This is a genomic window from Labrenzia sp. THAF35, assembly GCF_009363595.1.
Lineage (GTDB): Bacteria > Pseudomonadota > Alphaproteobacteria > Rhizobiales > Stappiaceae > Roseibium > Roseibium algicola.
In genome coordinates, this window is sequence record NZ_CP045380.1 from 3,174,586 (window position 1) to 3,197,882 (window position 23,297).

At 55.5% G+C, this 23,297-nt stretch carries 20 protein-coding genes; 14 read left to right on the top strand and 6 right to left on the bottom strand.

Features of this window, described 5'->3' with window-relative positions:
- The first annotated feature begins 68 nt into the window (after nt 1–68).
- Together FIU93_RS14475 and FIU93_RS14480 are read left to right on the top strand one after the other, a co-directional pair.
- Nucleotides 69–668, top strand: a complete 600-nt coding sequence (locus FIU93_RS14475) for an NAD(P)H-dependent oxidoreductase (RefSeq protein WP_152505980.1) — start codon at nt 69–71, stop codon at nt 666–668.
- A 748-nt stretch (nt 669–1,416) separates the two neighbouring features.
- Nucleotides 1,417–2,562: a DUF2336 domain-containing protein gene (locus tag FIU93_RS14480; RefSeq protein WP_055655513.1), complete on the top strand. Its 1,146-nt coding sequence runs from the start codon at nt 1,417–1,419 to the stop codon at nt 2,560–2,562.
- 6 nt (nt 2,563–2,568) lie between these two features.
- On the opposite strand, the gene FIU93_RS14485 is transcribed toward FIU93_RS14480, so the two are convergent.
- A complete protein-coding gene (locus tag FIU93_RS14485) occupies nt 2,569–3,195 on the bottom strand; it encodes a LysE family translocator (RefSeq protein WP_152505981.1) in 627 nt (208 codons plus the stop codon).
- 98 nt (nt 3,196–3,293) lie between these two features.
- Here FIU93_RS14485 and FIU93_RS14490 point away from each other — a divergent pair, with 98 nt between their 5' ends.
- Nucleotides 3,294–4,082, top strand: a complete 789-nt coding sequence (locus FIU93_RS14490) for an extensin family protein (protein ID WP_173017331.1) — start codon at nt 3,294–3,296, stop codon at nt 4,080–4,082.
- A gap of 73 nt (nt 4,083–4,155) precedes the next feature.
- On the top strand, nt 4,156–5,376 hold the full coding sequence (locus FIU93_RS14495) for an alanine racemase (RefSeq protein WP_152505983.1): 1,221 nt from the start codon (nt 4,156–4,158) through the stop codon (nt 5,374–5,376).
- A gap of 170 nt (nt 5,377–5,546) precedes the next feature.
- Here FIU93_RS14495 and FIU93_RS14500 read toward each other — a convergent pair whose 3' ends face one another.
- Nucleotides 5,547–5,987, bottom strand: coding sequence for a BA14K family protein (locus FIU93_RS14500; RefSeq protein WP_062488097.1), 441 nt, complete (start codon nt 5,985–5,987; stop codon nt 5,547–5,549).
- Between the two features lie 183 nt (nt 5,988–6,170).
- On the opposite strand from FIU93_RS14500, the gene FIU93_RS14505 reads away from it, so the two are divergent.
- Both FIU93_RS14505 and FIU93_RS14510 read left to right on the top strand, forming a co-directional pair.
- The gene (locus FIU93_RS14505; protein ID WP_152505984.1) at nt 6,171–6,935 is read left to right on the top strand and encodes a DUF2470 domain-containing protein; all 765 of its coding nucleotides are present in this window, start codon (nt 6,171–6,173) and stop codon (nt 6,933–6,935) included.
- 357 nt (nt 6,936–7,292) lie between these two features.
- Entirely contained in the window at nt 7,293–7,895 is a 603-nt protein-coding gene (locus FIU93_RS14510) for a DUF1062 domain-containing protein (protein WP_228872737.1), read from the top strand.
- 115 nt (nt 7,896–8,010) lie between these two features.
- On the opposite strand, the gene FIU93_RS14515 is transcribed toward FIU93_RS14510, so the two are convergent.
- Both FIU93_RS14515 and FIU93_RS14520 read right to left on the bottom strand, forming a co-directional pair.
- On the bottom strand, nt 8,011–9,555 hold the full coding sequence (locus FIU93_RS14515; protein WP_209010128.1) for a methyl-accepting chemotaxis protein: 1,545 nt from the start codon (nt 9,553–9,555) through the stop codon (nt 8,011–8,013).
- 432 nt (nt 9,556–9,987) lie between these two features.
- Entirely contained in the window at nt 9,988–13,572 is a 3,585-nt protein-coding gene (locus FIU93_RS14520) for a hydantoinase B/oxoprolinase family protein (protein WP_152505987.1), read from the bottom strand.
- Between the two features lie 202 nt (nt 13,573–13,774).
- On the opposite strand from FIU93_RS14520, the gene FIU93_RS14525 reads away from it, so the two are divergent.
- The gene (locus FIU93_RS14525; RefSeq protein WP_152505988.1) at nt 13,775–14,017 is read left to right on the top strand and encodes a hypothetical protein; all 243 of its coding nucleotides are present in this window, start codon (nt 13,775–13,777) and stop codon (nt 14,015–14,017) included.
- A gap of 2 nt (nt 14,018–14,019) precedes the next feature.
- On the opposite strand, the gene FIU93_RS14530 is transcribed toward FIU93_RS14525, so the two are convergent.
- The gene (locus tag FIU93_RS14530) at nt 14,020–15,471 is read right to left on the bottom strand and encodes a glycosyltransferase family 39 protein (RefSeq protein WP_152505989.1); all 1,452 of its coding nucleotides are present in this window, start codon (nt 15,469–15,471) and stop codon (nt 14,020–14,022) included.
- A 223-nt stretch (nt 15,472–15,694) separates the two neighbouring features.
- Here FIU93_RS14530 and FIU93_RS14535 point away from each other — a divergent pair, with 223 nt between their 5' ends.
- From FIU93_RS14535 to arsH, 7 genes are all read left to right on the top strand, one after another.
- On the top strand, nt 15,695–16,690 hold the full coding sequence (locus tag FIU93_RS14535; RefSeq protein WP_173017333.1) for a TRAP transporter substrate-binding protein: 996 nt from the start codon (nt 15,695–15,697) through the stop codon (nt 16,688–16,690).
- A 117-nt stretch (nt 16,691–16,807) separates the two neighbouring features.
- Nucleotides 16,808–17,323, top strand: a complete 516-nt coding sequence (locus FIU93_RS14540; protein WP_286202359.1) for a TRAP transporter small permease — start codon at nt 16,808–16,810, stop codon at nt 17,321–17,323.
- Complete coding sequence (locus tag FIU93_RS14545) at nt 17,323–18,627, top strand: TRAP transporter large permease subunit (protein WP_152505992.1); 1,305 nt, start codon at nt 17,323–17,325, stop codon at nt 18,625–18,627. Before FIU93_RS14540 ends, FIU93_RS14545 begins: the two co-directional genes overlap by 1 nt.
- A gap of 106 nt (nt 18,628–18,733) precedes the next feature.
- Nucleotides 18,734–19,288: a winged helix DNA-binding protein gene (locus FIU93_RS14550; RefSeq protein ID WP_152505993.1), complete on the top strand. Its 555-nt coding sequence runs from the start codon at nt 18,734–18,736 to the stop codon at nt 19,286–19,288.
- A 67-nt stretch (nt 19,289–19,355) separates the two neighbouring features.
- Entirely contained in the window at nt 19,356–19,694 is a 339-nt protein-coding gene (locus tag FIU93_RS14555; RefSeq protein WP_152505994.1) for a metalloregulator ArsR/SmtB family transcription factor, read from the top strand.
- 16 nt (nt 19,695–19,710) lie between these two features.
- Nucleotides 19,711–20,124 (top strand): arsenate reductase (glutaredoxin), encoded by a 414-nt coding sequence (arsC, locus tag FIU93_RS14560; RefSeq protein WP_055655490.1) that lies wholly within the window; start codon nt 19,711–19,713, stop codon nt 20,122–20,124.
- On the top strand, nt 20,117–20,857 hold the full coding sequence (gene arsH / locus FIU93_RS14565) for an arsenical resistance protein ArsH (RefSeq protein WP_173017334.1): 741 nt from the start codon (nt 20,117–20,119) through the stop codon (nt 20,855–20,857). Before arsC ends, arsH begins: the two co-directional genes overlap by 8 nt.
- A 19-nt stretch (nt 20,858–20,876) precedes the next feature.
- Here the strand turns inward: arsH and FIU93_RS14570 are convergent, their stop codons facing one another.
- Nucleotides 20,877–23,081, bottom strand: coding sequence for a bifunctional diguanylate cyclase/phosphodiesterase (locus tag FIU93_RS14570; protein WP_209010129.1), 2,205 nt, complete (start codon nt 23,079–23,081; stop codon nt 20,877–20,879).
- Nucleotides 23,082–23,297 lie beyond the last annotated feature (216 nt).

Consider the following 23,297-nt stretch of genomic DNA (forward strand, 5'->3'; position numbering starts at 1 on the left):
AAAATATCAAAACTATCTCCAATTAACGAACAAACGCCGATGCCGGTTTTGAAACTTTGGAGATCAAGATGTCCTCACCGTTGAAATCAATTCTGCATGTCAATGCCTCAGCACGTACCGTCGGTTCAGTGACGCGTGACCTTGGGCAGACCTTCGTGACTCGTTTGCTGGCAAAATCACCAGATGCAAAAGTCCTTACTCGCGATGTTTCCCAAGGGGTACCGTTCCTGAGCGAAGAGTGGATTGGCGCGACTTTTACAGATCCTGCTGCACGGAGTGCAGAACAAAAAATGGTGCTTGCTCTGTCCGACACGCTTGTTGGAGAATTGAAGGAGGCAGACACCATCGTAATTGGGACGCCTGTTTACAACTTTTCTATTCCGGCTACGCTAAAAGCCTGGGTTGATATGATCGCGCGAGCAAGAGAGACGTTTCAGTACACTGAGAACGGACCTGTCGGTCTGCTTCAGGGTAAAAAGGCTTACGTCATCATTGCCTCTGGTGGAACCAAAATAGGATCAGAGATCGACTTTGCCGGAAATTACCTGAAGCATATTCTTGGCTTTATCGGCATCTCCGATGTGACAATGATCGCGGCAGATCAATTGATGATCGAACCGGAAAACCGTGACGCAGCACTGGCTCAAACGATAGAGTTAGCCGCATGAGCGGAACCTGTGTTGAGGCCTGATATTCCAGTGTATGAAATTGCGGAATGCAACAGGCTTCCTGCGAAGTGAAATTTTTGGTTGTGTCTGGGCAGCTGCGGCAATTGCCCAGTCTCCAGTACGATCGGGCGCTATTTCTCAACCTCGACACCCGTACGGGCGATCAATTCTGGAATCAGCACAGCGTCTTCGGCGGCTGCACCTTCTGGTGCAGCCGACTACGCCGGGAATCTAAAATTGTTTGTTGAATTGTCCTGCTGTCTGCTCGGCGCAGCTCGTTTTCTTTGATTTCTTGCCGTTTGGTTCAGATTGCACCAACTACAATTGCAGCCAAAAACGCAAAGGCTGCTAGGAAGGCAATCATGTTCAGGTTCCGTACAAGGGTCATATGTCCGCTCCCGATTACCTCTTTCTGACGGGGTGATACTAAGTCAGCATAATGCCGAAGCGAAGCAAAAAAGATGCTGCAGCGCAGCGGAGAATTGCATTCCAGGGTTGTGTTTGTTGAGGAAGCATTAAGTAAAGCCTTGATTGGAAACGTTCACTGCCTTTTGCGAAAAAACAGAACTAATTTGTCCTGGAGGCGCGATCCAGGGTTGTAAATAATTATTTGGCGCGTCGAATTATTTGTGGGGAGGCCTTCCTGCTGCTGGCCGTTTCTCCAGGTTATGCGGCAATCAACGGTAGCTTAATGTTAAGGGCCTGCTGATAATGTCGAGGCTTACGCGACTGTCGCGCCGGAGTGTCGATGATCAATCTTGCAAAACTTGCTGATCTGGCGAGGGACACAAGTGCTGGAGGGCGCAAAAGCCTGGTCAGCATGCTGACGGACCTGTTCGTGAACTCCGGTGACGACCGTGACGAGCAGATCAGCCTGCTATTTGGCGACATTGTTCTCAAAGTTCTCGGACAGCTGGAGGAAGAAACCAGGATCATTCTGTCCAAACGAGTTTGCAAGGAGAAAGACGCTCCTCGTGAACTGATGGTGAAGCTCGCACAGGATGAATTTCCGGTTGCCGGCCCGGTTCTGGAAAACTCACCTGCACTCACCTCAGCAGACCTGGTCGAGATCGCATGTTCTGCGTCGATGGAGCATCTGGGGGCAATTGCCGGGCGTGAAACCGTCGACAAGGCAGTTACCACTGTATTGGTGGATCGGGGGGATACGGCGGTTTTAAGTAAAGTCGCTGAAAACCAGGGTGCAGAGTTCGCTGATGCATCCTTCCTGAAATTGGTGGAAAAAGCCCGATCGAGTGAAGCAATCCAGGCTGCCTTGATCAACCGCACCGACTTGCCGGATGCAGCTGCTCATGCCTTGCTGCCTTTCTTGACAGAAGAGTTGAAAGAAAGGGTCAGTGCACTCGGTGCCGACAGCACGCTTGTTCAGCTCCTGGCTGAACGTGCCGCTACCGAAGTGGCCGCTCGTGCGCACAAGCTTGAAGAGGCACGTGAACAATCCAACGCATTGATCCGTGACGTGGTGAGCAAGAAGACCAAAATCGATGATGCCGTGACCTTGTTCGCCCGTTCGGATCGAACAGCGGAGCTGGGGATGTTGCTTGCTAAGGTAAGCAATCTGCCGCCCAGTGCGGTATCCCAGCTCTTGTTCAGCGCAAGCGACAAGCCATTGATAATTCTTTGCAAGGCGAACGGCGTTACGGCCGAAGCCTACAAGGATATCCTCACGATGAGGGCCAGGCGGTTGCGCATTGGCGGATTGGAGCTGAATGCTGCCATCCAGCGTTATGCAGCGCTTAGTGAAGATGGCGCACGGAGATCACTCGAAACCTTGAAGCAATCCGGTGCTAATTTCGGTTTGAAAACTGAAGAAGAAAAAACCGAAGCGGAAGCCGTACGGTCGAAAAAGAACATTCCCTTCGCATCAAGTCGCTGATTTTTTTCAGTTCGCAGATCTCTGCAATGTTGCTGTCATCGCCGCAGCGGAGATCAGGAATGCGCCGCCCACCTTGTTTACCAGTCTAAGCAGGGAAGGACTTCTCAGTTTTTGACCGAGGGCTGCTGCTGCATAGGCGTAAACAGCTGCATTCAAAACACCCAATGCGACGAAGGTCGTTCCCAGAAGTGTGAGCTGCGGGACAACTGGGGCGTGAGGTGCGATGAAGTGTGGCAGGAAAGCCATAAAGAAAACAATGCCTTTTGGATTGAGCGCTGTGACCACATATGCATGCCAGAATATTTTTCTGGGGGGAACATCGGCAACCTGATGCGGCCCAAGTGCAGTTGGCCGGCTTCTCCACATTTTCAGACCAAGCCAGACCAGGTAGATCGCCCCTACCCATTTGAGCACGGTGAATGCTGTTGCAGACGTCGCCAGAATGGCACCGAGACCCATCAGCGACGCAGCAGCTGCTGTCGCGTCCCCCAAGCCAACACCCAATACGCTGGCAACCGCAGACTTGCGTCCCTGGGTCAAAGCATAGCTGACAACAAGCATGATCGTCGGACCCGGGATGGCGAGGACGATCAATGTGGCAATCACATAGGCGAAAAAGAGTTCTAAAGTCATGGGGAGCCATCCACTTTTGGGGTCATGCAACCATAGACGCAGGACAAGCGTTGATCAATCATGAGGGGCGCTGGCAAGTACAATGTGCGGAGTTGGGAATGCACTTAAACGTCGTGTCGATTTGTACTGCTCTCGCGTTGTGTTGCCTGCTGCCTTTGGATGTTTACGCAAATCCTCCATTGCCGCAGGAAAAGCCGCTTCCAGGCCTCGGTAATTCGCAATTCATCGAGGGGGTGGATGTGCCGGCGATCAAACCAGCTACTCTTCCGGAAGAGCTTTTGGCAGGGCCGGACGACAGTGGCAGAAAAGCTTCTGCGGGCGAATTCTCTACACCGGCAACTTGCGATATTCCGGGTGCTACGTTTGAACAACTTGCTCCCATGCAAGGGGATCAAGGTGATGAGGAATGCGGGATCACCGTACCTGTCAACCTTTCTGGGTTACGTGGCGAGGATGCCGAAGTGACCTTCCCGATGAAAGCCACGCTATCGTGCGGTTTTGCGACGTCACTTACAGCGTGGGTGATTGAAGATGTCTTGCCCATTGCACAAGCACAGTTCGGGAAACCAGTGTCCGAGTTTCTCACAGGCCCTGGATATCAGTGTCGCCGACGAAACAATCTTCCAGATGGAAAGCTCTCCGAACATGCGCTTGGCAAAGCCATTGATATTGTGGCCTTCCGATTAAGTGACGGTACTGAGATCTCAGTTGAAAAGGATTGGGCGCGCAACACGCAGAGCGGAAGCTTCCTGTCCGCCATACACAAGGCGGCCTGTAAAAGGTTCACCACCGTTCTCGGCCCCGATGCAGACCCAAATCACAAGTCTCACTTCCATCTCGATATCGGATGCCACGGCAAGAGCTGTAATTACATTATCTGCCAATAACCCAATCCCGGCTTGCAAATCAGCCTCAAGCTTGTTCCTTTCTATTCGATGACTTCTAACGCCGGAAGGACTGATGGAACGTTATAAAACAGCTATTGACGCCGCCTTGGATCTTCGTCCCGATCAGCCTGTGTATTGTTTCCGGCCGGACGTGCTCAGGCATGACGCACAGCAATTCCAGTCGCTCTTCCCCGGCAAGACGGCTTACGCGGTCAAGACGAATGGTGAGCCATTTGTCCTTGAGGCACTGGCAAAGGCCGGGATCAGTTGTTTCGATGTCGCATCGCCTGCAGAGTTCGCCGCGGTGAAAGAGGCAGCGCCGAAGGCTGAGATGCTTTACATGCATCCTATCAAGGCACAGTCGGACATTCGGCTAGCTTTGGAAACCTACGGTATTCGAACCCTTTCGCTCGACCACGAAGACGAAGTCGCGAAGATCCTGCGTGTTGTTAGGGCCCTTGATATAGATCCTGGAACGATCACACTCTTCGTTCGTATCGCCACCAAGGGGCATGCTGCTTACGAGTTGTCGAAGAAGTTTGGCGCGGCTCCAGGTCACGCCGTTGAGTTGCTGCAACGGATCGACCGTATCGGGTTCAAATGCGGATTGTGTTTTCACGTTGGAAGCCAGATCGAAGAACCGGAAACCTATGAGCGAGCGCTGGCTTCTGCCGATTGGATCAGGTCACGTGCTGGCGTTCCCGTTGTGGAGCTTGACGTTGGGGGAGGGTTTCCGGCCGTTTATGGTCACGATCCGCGCCGCAAAGCGCCTGAGATGCCCTCGCTCGTGGAATTGATGGGGCAGTTGAAAGCCGATATCGCTGATTGGCAATTTGATGACCTGCCGCTTGTCGCCGAGCCAGGCAGAGTGATTGTGGCCCGATCGATCTCTCTCATTGTCAGAGTGCTGTTGAAGAAGGGGCGGCGCCTTTACATCAATGATGGCATCTGGGCGTCTCTTTCCGACAGTTGGACCGGAAAGATAACGCTGCCGGCTCGTTTCATTCCGGACCCGGCTCGCAAAACACGGGCTGGTCAGCCCGACAAGATTGTTCCCTTCAAGGTCTGCGGCGCAACCTGCGACAGCGTTGATATTCTTTCCAGGCCTTTCTGGCTGCCAGAGACTGTCGACACGGGAGACTGGATCGAGATTGGCCATATCGGTGCCTACAGCTTGTCGCTTCGCACAAGGTTCAATGGATTTTATCCCGACAAGGTCATTGAAGTCGAAACGCCGTTCGATTTCGGTGCTGCGCCGGAAGGCTTCGCTTCAATTGAAACCATGGCGGATTGATGCAAACAGGCTGATTGAACGAAACAACCTGGTTGCACTTGCCCACCGAGGCTGTTCAGTTCCCTTGGAGCATGACCCTTCTGAAAAGAATGACAACAAACGGGTGACCGGTTCGGCCGGTCGGTCGTTTGTTGCCACGAGTTCTTCAGTACCACCAGGCGGGCGCAAGCTTATTGGCAGAAACGCTGTTCACCCTGGTAGGTGGTATAGGTACCGGTCGACGGGTTGAACGACCGGTATTTCGAAGAGCAGTACTGGTACCAGGCTGGGCTCCACGGCTGATAACCGATGGCCGTGTTGACGCGACCGGGATAGGGAGCCGGCGGGTAGTGATTTACCGGCGGCGGGCCTGCGTAGCTCGGCTGGCGGGTAGCACCCAGCAGAATTGCTCCTGCAGCGAGGCCGATGACACCTGCCGCGACAGCCGCGCCAAGATTATCATTGTTTTTGTGTCGGTTATGATTTCGATTATTGTGTCTCTGGTTATGGTGGTGGCCGCCACGGTGGTCACGCCAACCGTTGCGCGAGCCGGCTTCAGCAGCCGCGAAGGTCGGCAAAAGAAGGGCGCCCGTGAGGGCGGCGGCAACAAGACGTTTGCTCATGGTCTTCATTGGTTTTCTCCAAAGGCAGGCGCTGTTCTCGATTGGCGCCGTATCTGATGGTGAGACAATCGCATAGGCGCCCTGAACCGGTTCTGAGATGTCTGTTCATCTGACGTTCAGAATTCGGGGGGAAGGCGAAAACCGTGGAATGCAAATTGTCTGCGCCGACAGAAAACAGAACTTGGAGGGGCCGTGAGCCTGGAAAAAGAACCGAAATCAGTAATCCGGCCGACCGATGATCAAGCCAGAAGATTGGCCAAGGAGTTGATCAGAACCGCGAGGTTTGGTGCTTTGGCGGTGCTCGAAGCCGAAACGCGGCATCCACTTGCCAGTCGGGTTGCGGTGGCGACCGATTTGGATGGTGCACCTGTCATCCTCACAAGTACATTGTCCGGACACACGGCGGCAATTCTGGAGAACCCTTCATGTTCGCTATTGTTGGGCGAACCTGGAAAAGGCGATCCGCTCGCTCATCCGAGAATTTCTCTTTTCTGCAAGGCACTGAAGATATCGAGAGGAAGTTCGGATCATGAGCGGTTGCGCAACCGTTACCTCTCTCGTCATCCCAAAGCCGAACTTTATGTCGATTTCGGAGACTTTTCCTTTTTCAGGTTGGAGCTCTCCAGGGCCAGCCTGAATGGAGGCTTTGGCAAGGCTTTTGAATTGGAGGAAGAGGACTTATTGGCAAAAGTTAGTTCGCCTGGTGACTGGTCTTCAATGGAAGCCGGAGCGGTTGCGCATATGAACGCAGACCATAGGGATGCGGTGAAACTTTATGCGCAGAATTTGCTGAAGGCCGGAGAGGCCAATTGGCGGCTTGCCTGTCTGGATCCCGAAGGCGTTGATCTTGTGGCTGGAGATAAGGTTGAACGTCTCTGGTTTGCAGATCCATTGGAAGATCCGTCTGAACTGAGGCCTGCACTGGTCGCTCTGGCTTTGCAGGCGCGCAACACCTGAACACAATTCAAACGACGTCTCGTCGAAACTCCAAGTTGAGCTTGCTTGTCATTTTCGTAAGCGCTATCGAGGCTCATCTGTTTCAATTTGGACGTTTGTTTTGCCAACACTCTGACCGGTCATCGATCCCGCCATGCATTCGCTCGAATGCGTCATGAACTTTGTTCGTCCTGGCGGCGGATCGGGGCCGGTGTGGCTTGGCCATGCGCATCTGATCCTGTTTCGGTTCACTGCATACATTTCGAAAAAGCTTCCAGCCAGACTGAGTGCCGATAGCTGACGCTGTCCGGCCGTCCCGACTGCCTGTGACGGACTTCCCGTGCGAGGAAGACCCACGGAATGTCGTCTATATTGAACATGGAATGGTCCGTTGTCCGTTCTCAGACACCTAGAATAAAGCGTCCCTGCCAACGATGCGGATTTGTGAAGCCTTTTGGTTCGACGGGCAAATTCCGGTTGAACGCGAATGGAAGCCAGCTTGACGCCTGGCTGATCTATCGTTGCGATGTCTGTGGAAGCAGATGGAACAGGGCCATTTTTGAACGTCGAGCCGTGAGCAGCCTTTCGGCAGAACTCATGGAAGCCTTGCAGCGGAACGATGAGGGAGTGGCGAGCACCTTCGCCTGCAACACCAAAGGGAGAGGCGGAGGCAAGGGGGGCACTGATTTCAGCCTGAAACGACGAATGGTTGCCGGCGATTGTGCAGATGCCTGCACTGTGGCACTGACAATCCTGAATTCGGATCACGTCCAGGTTCGTCTGGATAAGGTCCTTGCAAAAGGGCTTGGTCTCTCGCGCAACCGCGTTCTGCTCCTGGTGGAGCAAGGGTCGCTGAGATTTCCCATGAACAATGTGAAGATCTTGAAGAGACGGGTTCCCGAAAAGATCTGTATCGAGCTTTGCATTGGTCCGGCAAGCGACAGATCGGTCTTTTGGAATTATCTGGTCTGCACGGATTAACCGCAGGAACGGGAGTTGGAACCCGGATGGTTCCAGATCCCCGTGTCCGCGTTGCGGACACGGGGCAGCGGTCAGTCGTTTTGGCTAGTGTTCCGGAGAGCGTGGCAAGCAGTTGTCAAGCTGCGCGCAGGTGACCGAGAAAATCGCCCAACCCGTCGCGAATTGTCGTTATCTGGGAGGAGATGTTCTGAATGCCTCCCACGACTTCCTGCACCCTGTCGCCGGATACCTGCGCTGCCTGGTTCACTTCGGAGATATTGAAGGTAATGTCGGCACTGCCTTGCGCGACCTGATGCGCGTTTTTGGCTATTTCTGACGTAACTGCGTTTTGCTCTTCAATCGCAGAGGCAATTCCGGAAATCTGTTCGCGAATTTCCATCATGGCTTTGACAACCGTGGTAATTGCATCAGAACAGGTTGCCGCCCCGGACTGGACACCGCTCAGCTGTGAACCAATCTGATCGGTTGCCTGTCCGGTTTGCGTGGCAAGCGCCTTTACTTCAGAAGCCACGACGGCAAATCCCTTGCCTGCTTCGCCAGCTCTCGCTGCTTCGATAGTTGCGTTCAAGGCCAGCAGATTGGTCTGGGCAGCAATGTCGCTGATCAGTTTCAGGACATCCGTGATCTCCTCTGCCGATGTAGACAGTTTTCCGACTGTCTCTCCGGAAACTTCAGCCTGTTCAGATGTACGAGAGGTGGAGGAATTCGCGAGTGTAATCTGGCGGCTGATTTCGTGAATTGAACTCGCCAGTTCCTCAGACGCGGATGCAACAGATTGGACCGATGCTGTGGCCTGTTCGGCTGCAGCGGCAACCGTGTTGGACCTTTCAATGGTCTCATGACTGTTGCGCGCCAATTCGTCGGCACCGGACGCAAGTTCACTCAATGCAGAAACCGCTGTGTCGCAGCTGGTCATCAGGAGCCTTTCAAGCTCGTCGGCCAACCGCAATCTTGTATCGCGACGATCCGCTTCTGCCTGCATTTCTTCTTCGCGAGCCTGTTCCTGCAGGCGCTTCATCTCGATCGTGTTTTCACGGAAGGTTTCGAATGCGCTTGCCACCTGACCGATTTCGTCATTCGTGCGTACATTGACTTCCACATCCGTGTTGCCTCTAGCGAGCTCCAGAAGGCCTGCGGTGACCTGGTGCAAGGGACGGGAAATCAGATATCTGGCGAAAAGGACTGAGCCGACAAGGCACAAAATCAAAGTCAGCGCCGCGGTGATCGCGATTTGCTGAAAGGCCTGTTTCTCATGTTCTTCTGCAGATGACGCTGCTGTTTGCGTAAAACGCTCGATCTCGGTGAGTAGCGACACCAGTTCATGGTCGAGGCGAGTCTGTTCCTTTTCCAACTCAACGAGAAGGGTGCTCGCATCAGAGAGGTTGTTCTGTTCGATCTTCGCCAAGATACCAGCTATTTCTGCAGAATAGGTTTGATACTCATTCTCGATGCGTTTGAGCTGTTCGAGCGTTTGGGAAAACTCGTCCCGTTGCGTGTCGGATGCCGACTTTTCCAGCGCCGAAAGGGCGAGTGCTTCCGCTTTCAGAATTTCATCGGAAACCTGTTCGTTCAGTGCGGCCAAAGTGGATTTCAAGGCAGCGGTTGATTCAGCATCTTCGCCGGAGGTCAGGCCGGACACGCGCATGATCCGTTCAATCACCGCTGCCTGCTGTAGTTGATGATTGGCAACCTGACTGATTGCTTGCGTGAGTGGAATATCCTTATCCGCAATGTTTTGAAGTTCCTTCCCGATTAAACCCATCTGAATGATGGCGACTGTGGCCACAACAAGCAGGCCAAGACTGAGGAAGGCAACCAGTGCTAGAATTTTCGCGGCAACCGAAGTTGCAATGGGATTTGATGCAAACATATCTCAAAAGCCCGAGTTTCTCGTCGCCATGGGCAGCGGCAGAGTTGAGGTTGTGTCAGTTTAGGCGGACTCAGATTGAAAAAACGGTAAACTTTGTCCCTGAGAGAAAGAATAATTCTCGTATAGGTAGAAGTGACGATGTGCAAACCTGCGGCGGAGCAACAAAAAAACGGCCACCCAATCAGATGGCCGTTCTTTTTCTTCGATCTATTGGAATTTGGATCAGGCGTGGCCCCAACCACCCGCCGTGGGCGTGATGACGGTGACCGCTTCTCCTGCCTCGAGAACCGTCTGATCACAGCCCTCCAGTTGTTGGATCTCGCCATTCAGCCGCCGAACTTCGGTGCGGCCGAGTTCGCCGTCGCTGCCACCGTCCAATCCTTTCGGCGGAACAGTACGGTGGGACGCCAGGATCGCACAGTCCATTTTCTCAAGGAAACGCAAGGTCCGCTTGGTGCCGTCACCCGCTGACAACTTGCCTTTGCCACCGGACCCCTTGCGGATGTGGAAATCCTCCAGGAGAACCGGGAAACGGAACTCCAATACTTCTGGGTCGGTTAGCCGGGAGTTGGTCATGTGGGTATGGACACCATCCGTACCATTGAAGCCAGGCCCTGCCGGCGAGCCGGAACAGATGGTTTCATAGTACTGATACGTGTTGTTGCCAAATGTCAGGTTGTTCATCGTTCCCTGAGCATTGGCCATGGCACCAAGAGCTGCGAAGACGGCATTGGTGACATGCTGGGACGTTTCCACGTTGCCCGCCACGACCGCAGCCGGATAGGAAGGCCGCAACATGCAGTCATCCGGAATGATGATGTTGATCGGTTTGAGACAGCCGGCGTTCATCGGAATGTCGCCGTCTACCATCACCCGGAAGCAATAAAGGATTGCCGCACGGGTCACAGGTTCCGGCGCATTGAAGTTGTTCGGCTTGACGCCCGAGGTCCCGGTAAAGTCGACCGTTGCCTCGCGCTTTGATTTGTCGACGGTAATCTTGACCTTGATTACAGAGCCCTGGTCAGTCGGGTACTCGTATTCGGAGTCCTTCAGCGCCTCGATCACGCGGCGAACGCTTTCTTCCGCGTTGTCCTGGACGTGCCCCATATAGGCCTGGACCACGTCCAGTCCGAAATGGGTGACCATCTTCCGAAGTTCCTGGATACCCTTTTCGTTTGCCGCGATCTGTGCGGACAGATCGGCGACGTTCTGATGCGGGTTGCGGGCGGGGTAGGGATGGTTGGTCAGAAGCTCAACCAGTTCCTGTTCGCAGAAACGTCCTTCGTCGACGATCTTGAAGTTGTCGAACAGAACACCTTCCTCGTCCACGTTGGTCGCGCGCGGCGTCATGGAGCCAGGGGCGGAGCCGCCGACATCAGCATGGTGGCCACGGGACGCCGACCAGAAAAGGATCTCCTTGCCTTCATCATCGAAGACCGGCGACACAACTGTGATATCCGGTAAGTGCGTGCCACCGTTGTATGGGGCGTTCAATGCAAACACGTCGCCCGGCTTGATCTTGCCCTTGTTGAGCTTGATGACCGTTTCCACCGAACGGTCCATGGACCCCAGATGAACCGGCATGTGTGGTGCGTTGGCAACCAGGGCGCCATCTGCGTCGAAGACGGCACAAGAGAAATCAAGACGTTCCTTGATGTTGACCGAGTATGCGGTGTTCTGAAGGGTGACCCCCATCTGTTCCGCGATAGACATGAACAGGTTGTTGAACACTTCGAGCATGACGGGGTCAGCGTGCGTTCCAATGGCTTCTGCGCGTTTCAACGGCACGATACGCTTCAGGATCACGTGATCCTTTGAATTGATCTCTGCCTGCCAGCCGTCTTCAACCGCGATCGTGGCATGTGGTTCGATGATCACCGCAGGTCCGGTCACCTTCATGCCCGGTTTCAGCACTTCGCGTTTGAAGATACCGGCCTTGTGCCAGGTGCCTTCGGAGTAAATGCTTGTGGAGGTTGCCGGGGAGGGCGTCCCTGTGGCCAATGTCAGATCCGGCTCGGTGAGACCGGCGCCGCCACCGGCCGTTTCGACTTCCAGTGCTTCAACGACGACCGGCTTTTTCTCATAGGCAAAGCCGAACTGTTTCTTGTGTGCATCCTCGAAGGCTGCCCGCATTTCAGAGACGGACCCGAGGGGGACCGGTAGCGGCGTGTCCGTGCCGTCGTAACGCAAATGCGCGGTTGCGGTCGTGCGGCGCGCGGCGGCAGTGATCGACTGCCTGTCGAGTTCCGCTTCCGTCTGGCTGGCAAGCTGATCACGAAGAGCCTGCAGTTCAGGGATCAAATCGTCCGTAAGTGTCTTGACGACGGCCTGTTGCCGGTCTGCGCGGATATCAGCCAGTCCCATGCCGTATGCCGACAGGATGCCCGAGAACGGGTGCAGAATGACGGTCTTCATGCCAAGACTGTCAGCAACGCGGCAGCCGGTCTGGCCACCAGCGCCACCGAAGCAGGTCAACGCGTATTCGGTCACGTCGTAGCCGCGTTGGACCGAAATCTTCTTGATGGCATTGGCCATGTTCTCGACGGCGATTTTCAAGAAGCCGTCTGCAACATCTTCCGGGGTGCGTCCATCGCCAATGCGCACAGCCAGATCCGTGAAACGTTTGCGAACTACATCGCCGTCAAGCGGCTGATCCTGGTCCGGGCCAAAGATCTTCGGAAAGAATTCCGGTGCCAGTTTGCCTGTCATCAGGTTGGCGTCTGTAACGGTGAGAGGCCCGCCGCGTCGGTAACAGGCCGGACCCGGATTTGCCCCGGCTGAATCGGGGCCCACCTGAAAGCGGCCGTCGGCATAATGAAGGATCGAACCGCCGCCAGCTGCAACCGTATGGATCATCATCATCGGAGCGCGCATGCGCACACCGGCGACTTCCGTTTCGAATGCGCGTTCGTAGTCGCCGTCGTAGTGACAGACGTCTGTAGACGTGCCGCCCATGTCAAAACCGATGATCTTTTCGAAACCGGCCATACGTGAGGTTTCGACTGCGCCGACAACACCTCCGGCCGGGCCGGACAGGATTGCGTCCTTGCCCTGGAAGAGGTCTGCAGCGGTGAGACCTCCGGAAGACTGCATGAACATCAGCCGCGGACCTTCGCCCAGTTCTTCCTGTACCTGGTTCACATAGCGGCGCAGAATGGGTGACAGATAGGCGTCGACCACAGTGGTGTCGCCGCGTCCCACCAGCTTCATCAGCGGTGACACTTCATGGGACACCGAGATCTGCGGGAAGCCGATGTCTTCAGCAATCTTTTTCAGAAGTTGTTCATGGGCCGGATAGGCGTAAGCGTGCATCAGCACGATTGCGATGGAGCGAATGCCGTCATCCCAAGCGGCCTGCATTGCACTACGGGCCTGTCCTTCGTCCAGTGCGAGTTCCAGTTCGCCATCGGCGCGGACACGTTCGACGATCTCGTGGACGCTCTCATAGAGCAGCTCAGGCTTTATGATTTCCTTGGCAAAAATATGCGGTCGCGCCTGGTAGCCGATCTCGAGTGCATCCCGAAAGCCTTTCGTGATGAACAGAGCTGTTCGCTCACCCTTGCGCTCCAGAAGTGCGTTGGTGGCAACGGTCGTGCCCATCTTTACGGTCGCGATCTTGTCCGAGGGAATAGTCGCGCCTTTTTCCACACCAAGCAATTCCCGGATGCCTTGAATGGCGGCATCGCGATAGGCTTCCGGATTTTCGGAGAGCACCTTGTGCGGATGCAGCGTGCCGTACGGTGACCTGCCGACGATGTCGGTAAAGGTGCCGCCACGGTCGATCCAGAAATCCCACTTGGCTGTCATGATCTTCCCTCTGATGCTGCCGGCTTTAAGGAACACGCGATTCCATGCCGATAATTAGCGTTTTGATAGCAAGTGAATTTATGCTGACATTTTATCGATAAAATGTCGATGAAAAAATCTGAATGGGTTGTTATTTGATCTTTTTATCGCCTGCGGTACCCCCATATGACCTTGTGGTAAAAGGGAAAACTGAAAGCTGGCGATGTCGGAAAACGATAAATCAGAAGAACGGGATCCGTTTCTGCTGCGTCTGGCGGAGGCTGTCGACTTCACAATCAGTATACTGACAGCAGACCTCTGGTTCGTTGGCATCTTCCTGCTTGTCGCCCTGCTTCTCGGCGTTTCCCTGCTTGGGCTTTTGCTGGAAGTTGCAATTGGTGCAGGGGTACTTGCGGCTATTGCTGTCTGTTTCTGGTTGTTTTGCGACTTGCATCCAGGCGAGTGAGATTATTCGACAGGGCCTCGCTCCAAAAGTGTCAGGCCACTGGCTCCCCAGCCAAAGCGCCTGGCTGCCGGAGTGCCTTCCCGCGGGGCAAAGGCTTCTTGCGCTTTGCTTAGTTCCTCACTGCTTGTGTGGACGATCAATAGCCATCGGGCATCAGCGGTGCCCTTGTTTATTTCGGCAATTGTCTCAACTGGCGTGAAGGTGTTGGGGTCGCGCAGGTAATAAGACAGCGCCGGTGCGGCAAATCCCTTGAACAGCAAGAGATGATCGCCATCGGCTTTCTGTTCCAGATAGTCCCGTGCAATCAGGCGCCATTCGGGGCGTATTCTCTCCAGCAGCGTGAATTTCAATTCGGGGAAACTCAACCATATCGCGGCAGCAAACAATGCGATCGGTGCAACCTGCGGCGCCAGGCGCTGGGCTGTTACCGAGGCGAGCAGGACAAGCCCTGGCCATGCCGCGATCAGGTATCGATCAAAAAGGATCGGCTGCACGCTTATGGAATAGAGATAGGCCAAAAGCGGTGGCCCAACGGTGTAGGCAAAGCAAACGAGGATTGCGTCCGCACTTTGCGGTTTGCCGAAGTACCTGCCTGGCATGTGAACGACGGTCAGGAGACTGGCGATAGCCAAACCTGCCAGTACCCAGAACAATGGCAGCGACCCGGCTATGCTGAAAGCGATGTTGATGAGAAACGTCGGATCAGGATAAGCAATCCAGAAGCCTTCTTCGGCCACCGACCTTGCTCGCATCGCCAGGATGATCAACCAAGGTAAAAAGGCAAGCCCGCTCGCTGCCATTGCAAGGCAGACAAGAACCGCATTGGTGAGACTGATGCGGCCGGATTTCAAAATGCCGGTCAATGCCAGGATGCCGCAGACCACACCAACGGATGCGAAGCCCAGAAGGGCGTAGATGTGACTGTAGAGGAACAGGGCTCCAGCCACTCCAAGCGCCACCAGCCGCCAGGCCGATGGCCTTTCAAGGTTTTTCAGAACCAGAAGCAGAAAGGCGAGCCCGCATGTTGCCAGCAGGGCATACATGCGGGCTTCTGTCGAATACCAGATGTGGAACGGTGAGACGGTCAGGAGAGCGGCAGCAAGCAGGCCAGTGGTGTTTCCGGCCAGCGTCTTGCCAGTCAGAAAGATTAGCCAGACGGCAAGAACGCCCAACAGCACGGATGGCAAGCGCAATGCTGTTTCACTGTCACCTGCCAAGGGCATCGTCAGCCAGAGCAAAATATTATGCAGTGGCGGATAATTGTCAGCTGCAACGGCGGTCAACAGCTCCGCGATGGTTCCCTTGGACTGGCTCCAGCTGACGGCTTCATCGTACCAAAGGCTCGTCCTGTCCAGGTTCTGAAAGCGTAGCAAGGCCGCCACTGCCAAAATGAGTGCCAAAATCAGGCGGTTGGCGCTGTTGCCATTTAAGAAGGGTTGGTTGGTGTTTGGCACGAATTCAGGTTTCCAGGTTGTCTGGCCGGAACGCTAGCCAATCCTTTTCGCGGAGGGAAGGACGGTTTGGTTTTGAAGATGACAATCACAATTTATCGATAAATTGTTGATGTTGGTGGTTTTTGAGTCTAGTGTTTGTGAAGATGTGCTCCACAAGGTGTTCGAAGAATGCACCTCGAGCAGCATCCCGACGGGTAATCCCCGCTTCCTAGAGGAGAAAATCATGCTGCAATCTCGTTCCCTGACACGTGCCGGAATCCATCTGGCTGCTGCCGCCGCATTTGGCCTTGCGGGTTTCACCGCTGCTTCCGCTGAAACCAAGTGGGACATGCCGACACCTTATGGTGACAGCAACTTTCACACACAGAACATTGCTGCCTTCGCTGAAGAAGTGAAGGAAAAGACTGACGGCTCGCTGGTCATTCAGATCCACTCTGCGGGATCGCTGTTCAAGCATCCGGAAATCAAGAACTCGGTCCGCAAGGGGCTTGCCCCGATCGGCGAAATTCTGGTGTCCCGCCTTTCCAACGAAGATGCGGTCTTCGGGGTGGATTCCGTTCCTTTCCTGGCTCCGTCCTATGATCAGGCTTGGAAGCTTTACCAGGCGTCGAAGCCTGCACTGGAAGAAAAGCTCGGCGAGCAGGGACTGCAGCTGCTGTATGCCGTGCCGTGGCCGCCCCAGGGTATCTACGCCAAGAAGGAAATCGCCAAGGGTGATGATCTCAAGGGTTTGAAATTCCGTGCCTACAACACAGCGACTGAACGCCTGGCCCAGCTGGCTGGCGCCGTGCCGACGCAGGTTGAAGTGCCGGATATTCCGACCGCCTTTTCCACCGGTCGTGTCGAAGCCATGATCACGTCACCGTCCACCGGTGCGAATTCCAAGGCATGGGACTTCCTGAGCCACTATCATGACACCCAGGCCTGGCTGCCGAAAAACATGGTGTTCGTCAACAAGGGTGCTTTCGACGCCCTGAGCGACGACGAAAAGGCAGCTGTCCTTGAAGCCGCCGATGTTGCTGAGAAGCGCGGCTGGGAAGCTTCCAAGGTAGAAACCAAGACGCAGACCCAGGTTCTGGTCGACAACGGCATCACTGTCGTTCAGCCGAGCAGCGAGCTTATCCAGGATCTCGCAGCAATCGGCGAGACGATGGCTGCCGAATGGCAAGAGGAAGCCGGTGAAACCGGCCAAGCCGTTCTCGAAGCCTATAAAAACTAAACAGCTAAAGAAGCGCCGGACCTAACAAGTCCGGCGTTTTTTTAATATCAGCTGCACATCCGGTAGGGGAAGCCGATGCGAAAGGCTTTGAATACGCTTTATAAAGCGTCAACGGCTATGGCTGCGTGTTGTCTCGTTGTCATTGCCAGTCTCGTTGTTCTTCAGGTGTTTGGACGCATATTCGACTGGTCTCGAACGGTTTTTGGTCTTGAGCCACTCGGGCTGCAGGTTCCTTCACTTGCTGAAATTGCAGGTTTTCTGCTGGTAGGGGCATCCTTTCTTGCCCTATCCGGGACGCTGCGCAACGGTGATCACATCAGGGTCGCGATCCTGCTGCAGTCCGTGCCCAAAGCTGGGGCGCGTATCCTGAATGTCTGGGCGGTTGCGGTCGCTCTTGCGCTGGCGGCATTCTTTACATGGAACGCCGGACAGCTTGCGCTCGACAGCTTCAAATTCAACGAAACCTCCTACGGCGTCATTCCGATCCCGCTCGTCTTTCCACAGTCGGTGATGACTTTCGGGCTGCTGGTGTTCTCAATCGCTTTGCTGGACGACCTGATCATGGCGCTCACTGGCAAGGAGCCGAGTTTTGAATCGGTCGTGAAGGCCGATCCGATAGAGGGGAAAGAATAATGGATCTCTCCCTTGTCGCCCTCCTGCTCGGCATTGGAATGCTGGCCGCGCTTGCAACCGGTATCTGGGTAGCCGTTGCGCTGTTTGCCGTCGCGCTTGCCGCAATGATGGTTCTTGTGTCCGCGCCTGCCGGACCCGTTCTGGCAACGACGGTTTGGGGGGCATCGAACTCCTGGGATCTGACGGCGCTGCCCATGTTCATCTGGATGGGTGAAATCCTGTTCCGATCTCGTCTGTCGGAGGACATGTTCGCCGGTCTTTCTCCCTGGATGCGCAATCTGCCGGGCCGGCTGCTGCATGTGAACATTCTCGGGTGCGGTATCTTTGCCGCCGTGTCGGGTTCTTCAGCCGCTACCACCGCCACCATCGGTCGTATGTCTCTGCCCGAACTGAAGCAGCGCGGGTATGACGAACGCATGGCGATCGGCACACTGGCAGGGTCGGGTACACTGGGCCTGCTCATTCCGCCATCGATCATCCTGATTGTTTATGGCGCTGCGACCGAGCAGTCGATTGCCCGGTTGTTCATGGCAGGCGTTCTGCCAGGGGCAATGCTTTGCCTCCTGTTCATGGGCTATGTCGCGATCTGGGCACTGCTGAACAAGGAGAAGATGCCTGCGAAGGAGGAAGTCATTCCCTTCATCGAGCGACTTCTTGCAACGCGCAGGCTGTTTCCGGTGATCGGTCTGATCGTGGGTGTGATCGGCTCGATCTATGCGGGTCTTGCTTCGCCCACAGAGGCGGCGGCCATCGGCGTCATGCTGGCCTTGCTTCTGTCCTGGGTAAGCGGAACGTTGAACCGCAAGAGCTTCGCTGAAGCGTTGATGGGCGCAACGCGGACATCCTGCATGATCGCGTTCATTCTGGCCGGCGCAGCATTCCTGACCGTTGCCATGGGGTACACCGGCATCCCGCGTGAGTTGGCTGCATGGATCGGCTCGCTGAACCTGTCACCCTATGCGCTCCTGATTGCCCTGACGCTGTTCTTCGTGGTGCTCGGGTGTTTTCTGGATGGCATTTCGGTGGTGGTTCTGACGACCTCCGTGATCCTTCCTATGGTGGAGCAGGCTGGCCTCGATCTCATCTGGTTCGGTATTTACCTGGTGCTGGTTGTCGAAATGAGCCAGATCACGCCACCTGTCGGGTTCAATCTGTTCGTGCTGCAAGGCATGACCGGGTACAACATCTTCAAGGTTGCCCGCATGGCCTTGCCGTTCTTCCTGTTGATGATCCTGGCAATCGTCTTGATTGTGGCCTTTCCGGGCTTGGCTCTTTGGTTGCCGCAGACGATGTTGAGCAACTAGTGCATTTCTTCCCGTGAACGAACAGGGGCGGATGTACGCACACCTTTGATACGATCAGAAAAGGGCCTTCGACCGGTTTCGGTTGGAGGCCTGCTGAAAAACCAAAATGTGCCGGAGATCAGATGTGACGGATAATCCCGACTCCAGAAGCGATGCCCCCATCGGGCCTGTTGTCTCTGCAGCGCATCTTGCCTCCGGTGCAATGCCTGCGCTTTCGGAGATCGAATTCGCGGTGACCATGATGGTCAATGCCTATCACCGATGGATGGTACGCTGTATGGCGGCCAGCGGGTCGCAGGGACTTGGACCTCTGGATGTGCTTGTGCTTCATTCGGTCAATCACCGTGGCCGAGCCAAGACACTGTCAGACATCTGTCTTGTGCTGAACATCGAAGACACTCACACGGTTACCTATGCGCTGAAGAAGCTTGAAAAGGCTGGCCTCATTTCATCTGGCCGTCGGGGCAAGGAAAAGACCGCCGAAATCACGAAATCAGGCGAAACTGCCTGCCTTGAGTACCGGCGTCTGCGCGAGGCTCTCCTGGTCAAGCCAATGAAAGCGCTGGGCCTCGACGAAAACGAACTCTCCAAACTTGCCGCTACATTGCGACTGGTGTCCGGCAACTACGATCAGGCCGCTCGCGCCGCTGCAGCCATGTGATATCGCACACAGGGGAATGTTCGTGTTCATTTGTTGAATATTCCAAAATTTCTTGTAGTGTCGAATTATGAAAGATCAGGAAGCAGTCTCTGCGTTGGGCGCCTTGGCACAGGAAGATCGGCTGGCGGCGTTTCGGTTGCTGATGACGGTCGGGCCAGATGGCTTGCCGTCCGGCTCGGTTGCCGAGCGACTGGACATACAGCCAACCAGGATGTCGTTTCATCTGACCACGTTGGAACGGGCCGGGCTGCTGACGACCCGCCGGGAGGGCAGGCATATTCTTTATGCTGTCGACTATGACCGCATGCGGAACCTTCTGGGTTTTCTGATGGAAGACTGCTGCGGCAACGATCCCGCTGTCTGCTGTTTTCCGGCAGCAGATTTTAAGAAACCTTCGGGACTTTGACAGGACGATACCTCACATGAGCATGACGATTTATCACAACCCGAAATGCGGCACGTCCCGCAACACGCTGGAAATGATCCGTAAATCCGGCGTTGAGCCGCAGGTTATCGAATATCTGAAAACGCCGCCGAGCCGCGAAGAACTCGTTGACCTGATCAAGCGCACCGGTCTTCCGGTGCGGGACATCCTTCGCCAGAAGGGAACGCCCTATGATGAATTGGGTCTTGGTGAGGACAGGTGGACGGACGACCAACTGATCGATTTCATGATGGAACATCCGATCCTGATCAACAGGCCGATCGTGGTGTCGGAAAAAGGCGTCCGCCTGTGCCGTCCGTCCGAGAAGGTGCTGGACCTGTTGCCAAAGGATATCGGGTCTTTCACCAAGGAAGACGGCGAAGTGGTTTCGTCCGGAGCGCCAGATGCCTGAGCCGAAAAGTTCGCATGCAGACTTGAAGAACGTGACGGCGGCAGACTTTCAGGAAATCGACCGGGAAAAGTTGCAGGTTCCAACGGGGCCGTCGCATCCACCGCGGATATTGCTGCTCTACGGTTCCCTGCGCGAGCGGTCCTACAGCCGCTTCCTCGTGCACGAAGCACAAAGACTGCTGCAGGCTTATGGTGCGGAGACCCGGATCTACGATCCATCAGGTCTGCCGCTTCCCGATGACAGCGGTGCCGATCATCCCAAAGTCACCGAACTGAGAAATCTATGTGCCTGGTCCGAAGGACAGGTCTGGTGCTCTCCCGAACGCCATGGCGCAATGACCGGTGTACTCAAGTCGCAGATTGACTGGATCCCGCTGAGTTTTGGCGCAATCCGGCCGACACAGGGCAAGACACTGGCCTTGATGCAGGTTTCGGGAGGTTCGCAGTCTTTCAATGCGGTCAACCAGATGCGTGTCCTCGGCCGCTGGATGCGGATGGTTACCATCCCCAATCAGTCGTCGGTGCCCAAGGCCTACCAGGAATTTGACGACGATGGCCGGATGAAACCATCGGCCCTTTACGACCGGGTGGTCGATGTCATGGAAGAACTCGTCAAGTTCACGCTGCTGGTTCGTGGCCGATCGGACTATCTCGTCGATCGTTACTCCGAACGCAAGGCAGACCGCGAACGGCAGTCGGCCGCTCAGGATGCCGCGGCCGGGGTCAACCTCTGAAAACCTGCAATCGCGGTTTTCAGCCTGCAGTCTGCAAGGGGACCTGTTCAATCTGCGGCGTCGGGTCTTTGCTGTTCCCACCAGTTGCCGGTGGCGGGGCAGCGGGCCTCACGCTCTTGGCAAGTTTGGGGGCAAGGCGAATGCGCGGCGGCACCTGGGCCGACGTCGTTTGTTGCTGCATTCGGGGGAACCAGCGTCTACCGGCTGGGCTGAGTGGAAACACCGGATACGCGGCCTCGTGTTTTGCAACCGTATCAGGCTTGCCGAACAGGAAACCCTGGACGAGATCGCATCCGGCCGCGCTCAGCAGAATGGCCTGTTCCTCGGTTTCGACACCTTCCGCGGTAATCGTAACATCCAGCGAGCGGCCGAGGCCCACGATCGACGTCACGATGGCGTCGGTACTGACATCCTTGCCGAGGTTCTGGATGAAGGCCTTGTCGATCTTGATCTTGTCGAAGGGAAACAGGCTCAGGTAGCTCAGCGATGAGTAGCCGGTTCCGAAATCGTCCATGGCGATAGAAACACCCATGTCGCGGATCTGCTGAAGTGTCTCGATGACGGCGTCCGTGTTCGAAATCAGCAGGCTCTCGGTGATTTCAATTTCAAGCCGCTTGGGGTCTAGACGGGAATTCTGAAGCGCCTGGGCAACGCGTTTCTGGGTTTCGCCGGCAATGAACTGAGCGGGAGAAACATTGACTGCGACCTTGCGCGAGCGGTCCTGCCATAACGCTGCTTCGCGGCAGGCGTGGTTGAGGACCCATGTTCCGATTTCCTCGATAAGGCCCGTGTCTTCTGCAATCGGGATGAAATCGTCCGGCCGGATGATACCCTTGGTGGGATGGTCCCAGCGGATCAGCGCCTCATAGCCTTTCAGTGTTCCGTCTTTCAGCGCATATTGCGGCTGATAGAGCAACTTGAACTGGTTGAACTTGAGCGCTTTGGCGAGTCCTTCTTCCACTTCCTTGCGTTTCTGCGCCTCTGCATCAAGGCTTTGTGTGTACCACGAGAAGGTGGATCGCCCGCTGTGTTTGGCCCGATATAGAGCAAGATCCGCGCAATGAAGCAAACGAGAGGCGCGCCAGGAGCCGTCGGTTGCCCTTGCAAGACCAATGGACAGCGAAATCCTGATGTCCTTGCCGTCGATCGTGCAGGGAGCTTCAGTGGCGGCAATCATGTCCGTTGCAAGTCGGGTCATGCGGGCGGGGTCGGACAAGGATGTCAGCATGACAGCAAATTCATCGCCTGAAAGGCGTGCGACCAGGTGGTTTCCGAAAACCGCCTTCAGGCGTTCCCCCACGATCTGAAGAAAAACGTCGCCGATGCCATGACCATAGGTGTCGTTGATTTCCTTGAACTTGTCGACATCGATCAGCATGACGCCGATATTGGAAGCCTTGGCCTGTGCAAGGCGCAGCGCTTCGGTCAGGCGCGCGTTGAAGACGGCGCGGTTCGGCAAACCGGTCAGCGTGTCGTGATGCGCCAGATACTGAAGGTCTCTGCTGGTCTGGAGCTGGTCATAGAAGCGCAGCCAGAGGAGAATGCCAGCAAACATGAAAGAAGCCAGGCAAAGACCGCCAATCGCGGCACTGATCAACCAGATCAGCGGCGTGAGCCCGTTCAGGATCTCCGACTGGGTCACCAACAGCAAGAGCCCCGGAAAGTCCGGGGAGGCTCCTTCGGGACGGTAGGCAATCAGTGCATTCGCCCCAAACGATCCGTGCCACGACATGTCCGGAATGGCAACGAGCGGGCTGTTGCCGTTCAGAGCGGCCTTGGCCTGCGAGATCGTATTGCTGGTACGAAGCCGCCCTTCACTATGCCAGTGAATTTGCACCGGTGAGGGGCGCTGGAGGCTGGATCCGGTTGGCGCAGGGAAGATCGCGACCGCGTCCAGTACCCTGGATGTGTCCACAGCCTGGCCGGCATTGCGTTGCAATTCGCCAACCAGGTCGTTCGGCTTCCGGCTGTCGGCAGAAGCCTCTTCAGTCAGCCGCAATGCGGACATGTCGGCTGCCGGTTCGGTTTCGATCCGGCTCGCCAATGCCTGCAGGATCGAGTTGAAAGTCTTTTCCTGCGGCAGGAAAGCTTGCTCAAGACCCCGGACGACCAGCCAGTGCGTTAGAAGACGATTGCTCGCGTAGACACCCAGCGCCAGCGTCAGCACCAGCGACATGGAAATGAAAAAAATGACAATGTTGCTTCTTCCCAGGGGGACTGCCATCCGGCGAGGAACCATCTTGCGAACACGAGTCGCGAAAGGCTAAGCGTAATTCCTTTAACCATCATGAATCACAAAGTTGCTCAAACCCAAGGGAAACCCGCGGAAAATGGCGGGGTAGGCCAGGCTGTCCGCAAACTGCGGAGCTGTGTTGCAGTGGTCCATTCGAAGGTCCAAAACATCGGCGCGCGGGAACTCGGTTTTCGCTCGTCCAGGGGC

Coding starts and splice junctions, on each gene's coding strand:
- FIU93_RS14495 (WP_152505983.1), top strand. CDS start 4,156: ATGGAACGTTATAAAACAGCTATTGACGCCGCCTTGGATCTTCGTCCC.
- FIU93_RS14570 (WP_209010129.1), bottom strand. CDS start 23,081: ATGGCAGTCCCCCTGGGAAGAAGCAACATTGTCATTTTTTTCATTTCC.
- FIU93_RS14510 (WP_228872737.1), top strand. CDS start 7,293: ATGGAATGGTCCGTTGTCCGTTCTCAGACACCTAGAATAAAGCGTCCC.
- FIU93_RS14540 (WP_286202359.1), top strand. CDS start 16,808: ATGGCTGCGTGTTGTCTCGTTGTCATTGCCAGTCTCGTTGTTCTTCAG.
- FIU93_RS14555 (WP_152505994.1), top strand. CDS start 19,356: ATGAAAGATCAGGAAGCAGTCTCTGCGTTGGGCGCCTTGGCACAGGAA.
- FIU93_RS14550 (WP_152505993.1), top strand. CDS start 18,734: ATGTGCCGGAGATCAGATGTGACGGATAATCCCGACTCCAGAAGCGAT.
- FIU93_RS14520 (WP_152505987.1), bottom strand. CDS start 13,572: ATGACAGCCAAGTGGGATTTCTGGATCGACCGTGGCGGCACCTTTACC.
- FIU93_RS14545 (WP_152505992.1), top strand. CDS start 17,323: ATGGATCTCTCCCTTGTCGCCCTCCTGCTCGGCATTGGAATGCTGGCC.
- FIU93_RS14485 (WP_152505981.1), bottom strand. CDS start 3,195: ATGACTTTAGAACTCTTTTTCGCCTATGTGATTGCCACATTGATCGTC.
- FIU93_RS14535 (WP_173017333.1), top strand. CDS start 15,695: ATGCTGCAATCTCGTTCCCTGACACGTGCCGGAATCCATCTGGCTGCT.
- FIU93_RS14475 (WP_152505980.1), top strand. CDS start 69: ATGTCCTCACCGTTGAAATCAATTCTGCATGTCAATGCCTCAGCACGT.
- FIU93_RS14500 (WP_062488097.1), bottom strand. CDS start 5,987: ATGAAGACCATGAGCAAACGTCTTGTTGCCGCCGCCCTCACGGGCGCC.
- FIU93_RS14490 (WP_173017331.1), top strand. CDS start 3,294: ATGCACTTAAACGTCGTGTCGATTTGTACTGCTCTCGCGTTGTGTTGC.
- arsH (WP_173017334.1), top strand. CDS start 20,117: ATGCCTGAGCCGAAAAGTTCGCATGCAGACTTGAAGAACGTGACGGCG.
- FIU93_RS14525 (WP_152505988.1), top strand. CDS start 13,775: ATGTCGGAAAACGATAAATCAGAAGAACGGGATCCGTTTCTGCTGCGT.
- FIU93_RS14480 (WP_055655513.1), top strand. CDS start 1,417: ATGATCAATCTTGCAAAACTTGCTGATCTGGCGAGGGACACAAGTGCT.
- arsC (WP_055655490.1), top strand. CDS start 19,711: ATGAGCATGACGATTTATCACAACCCGAAATGCGGCACGTCCCGCAAC.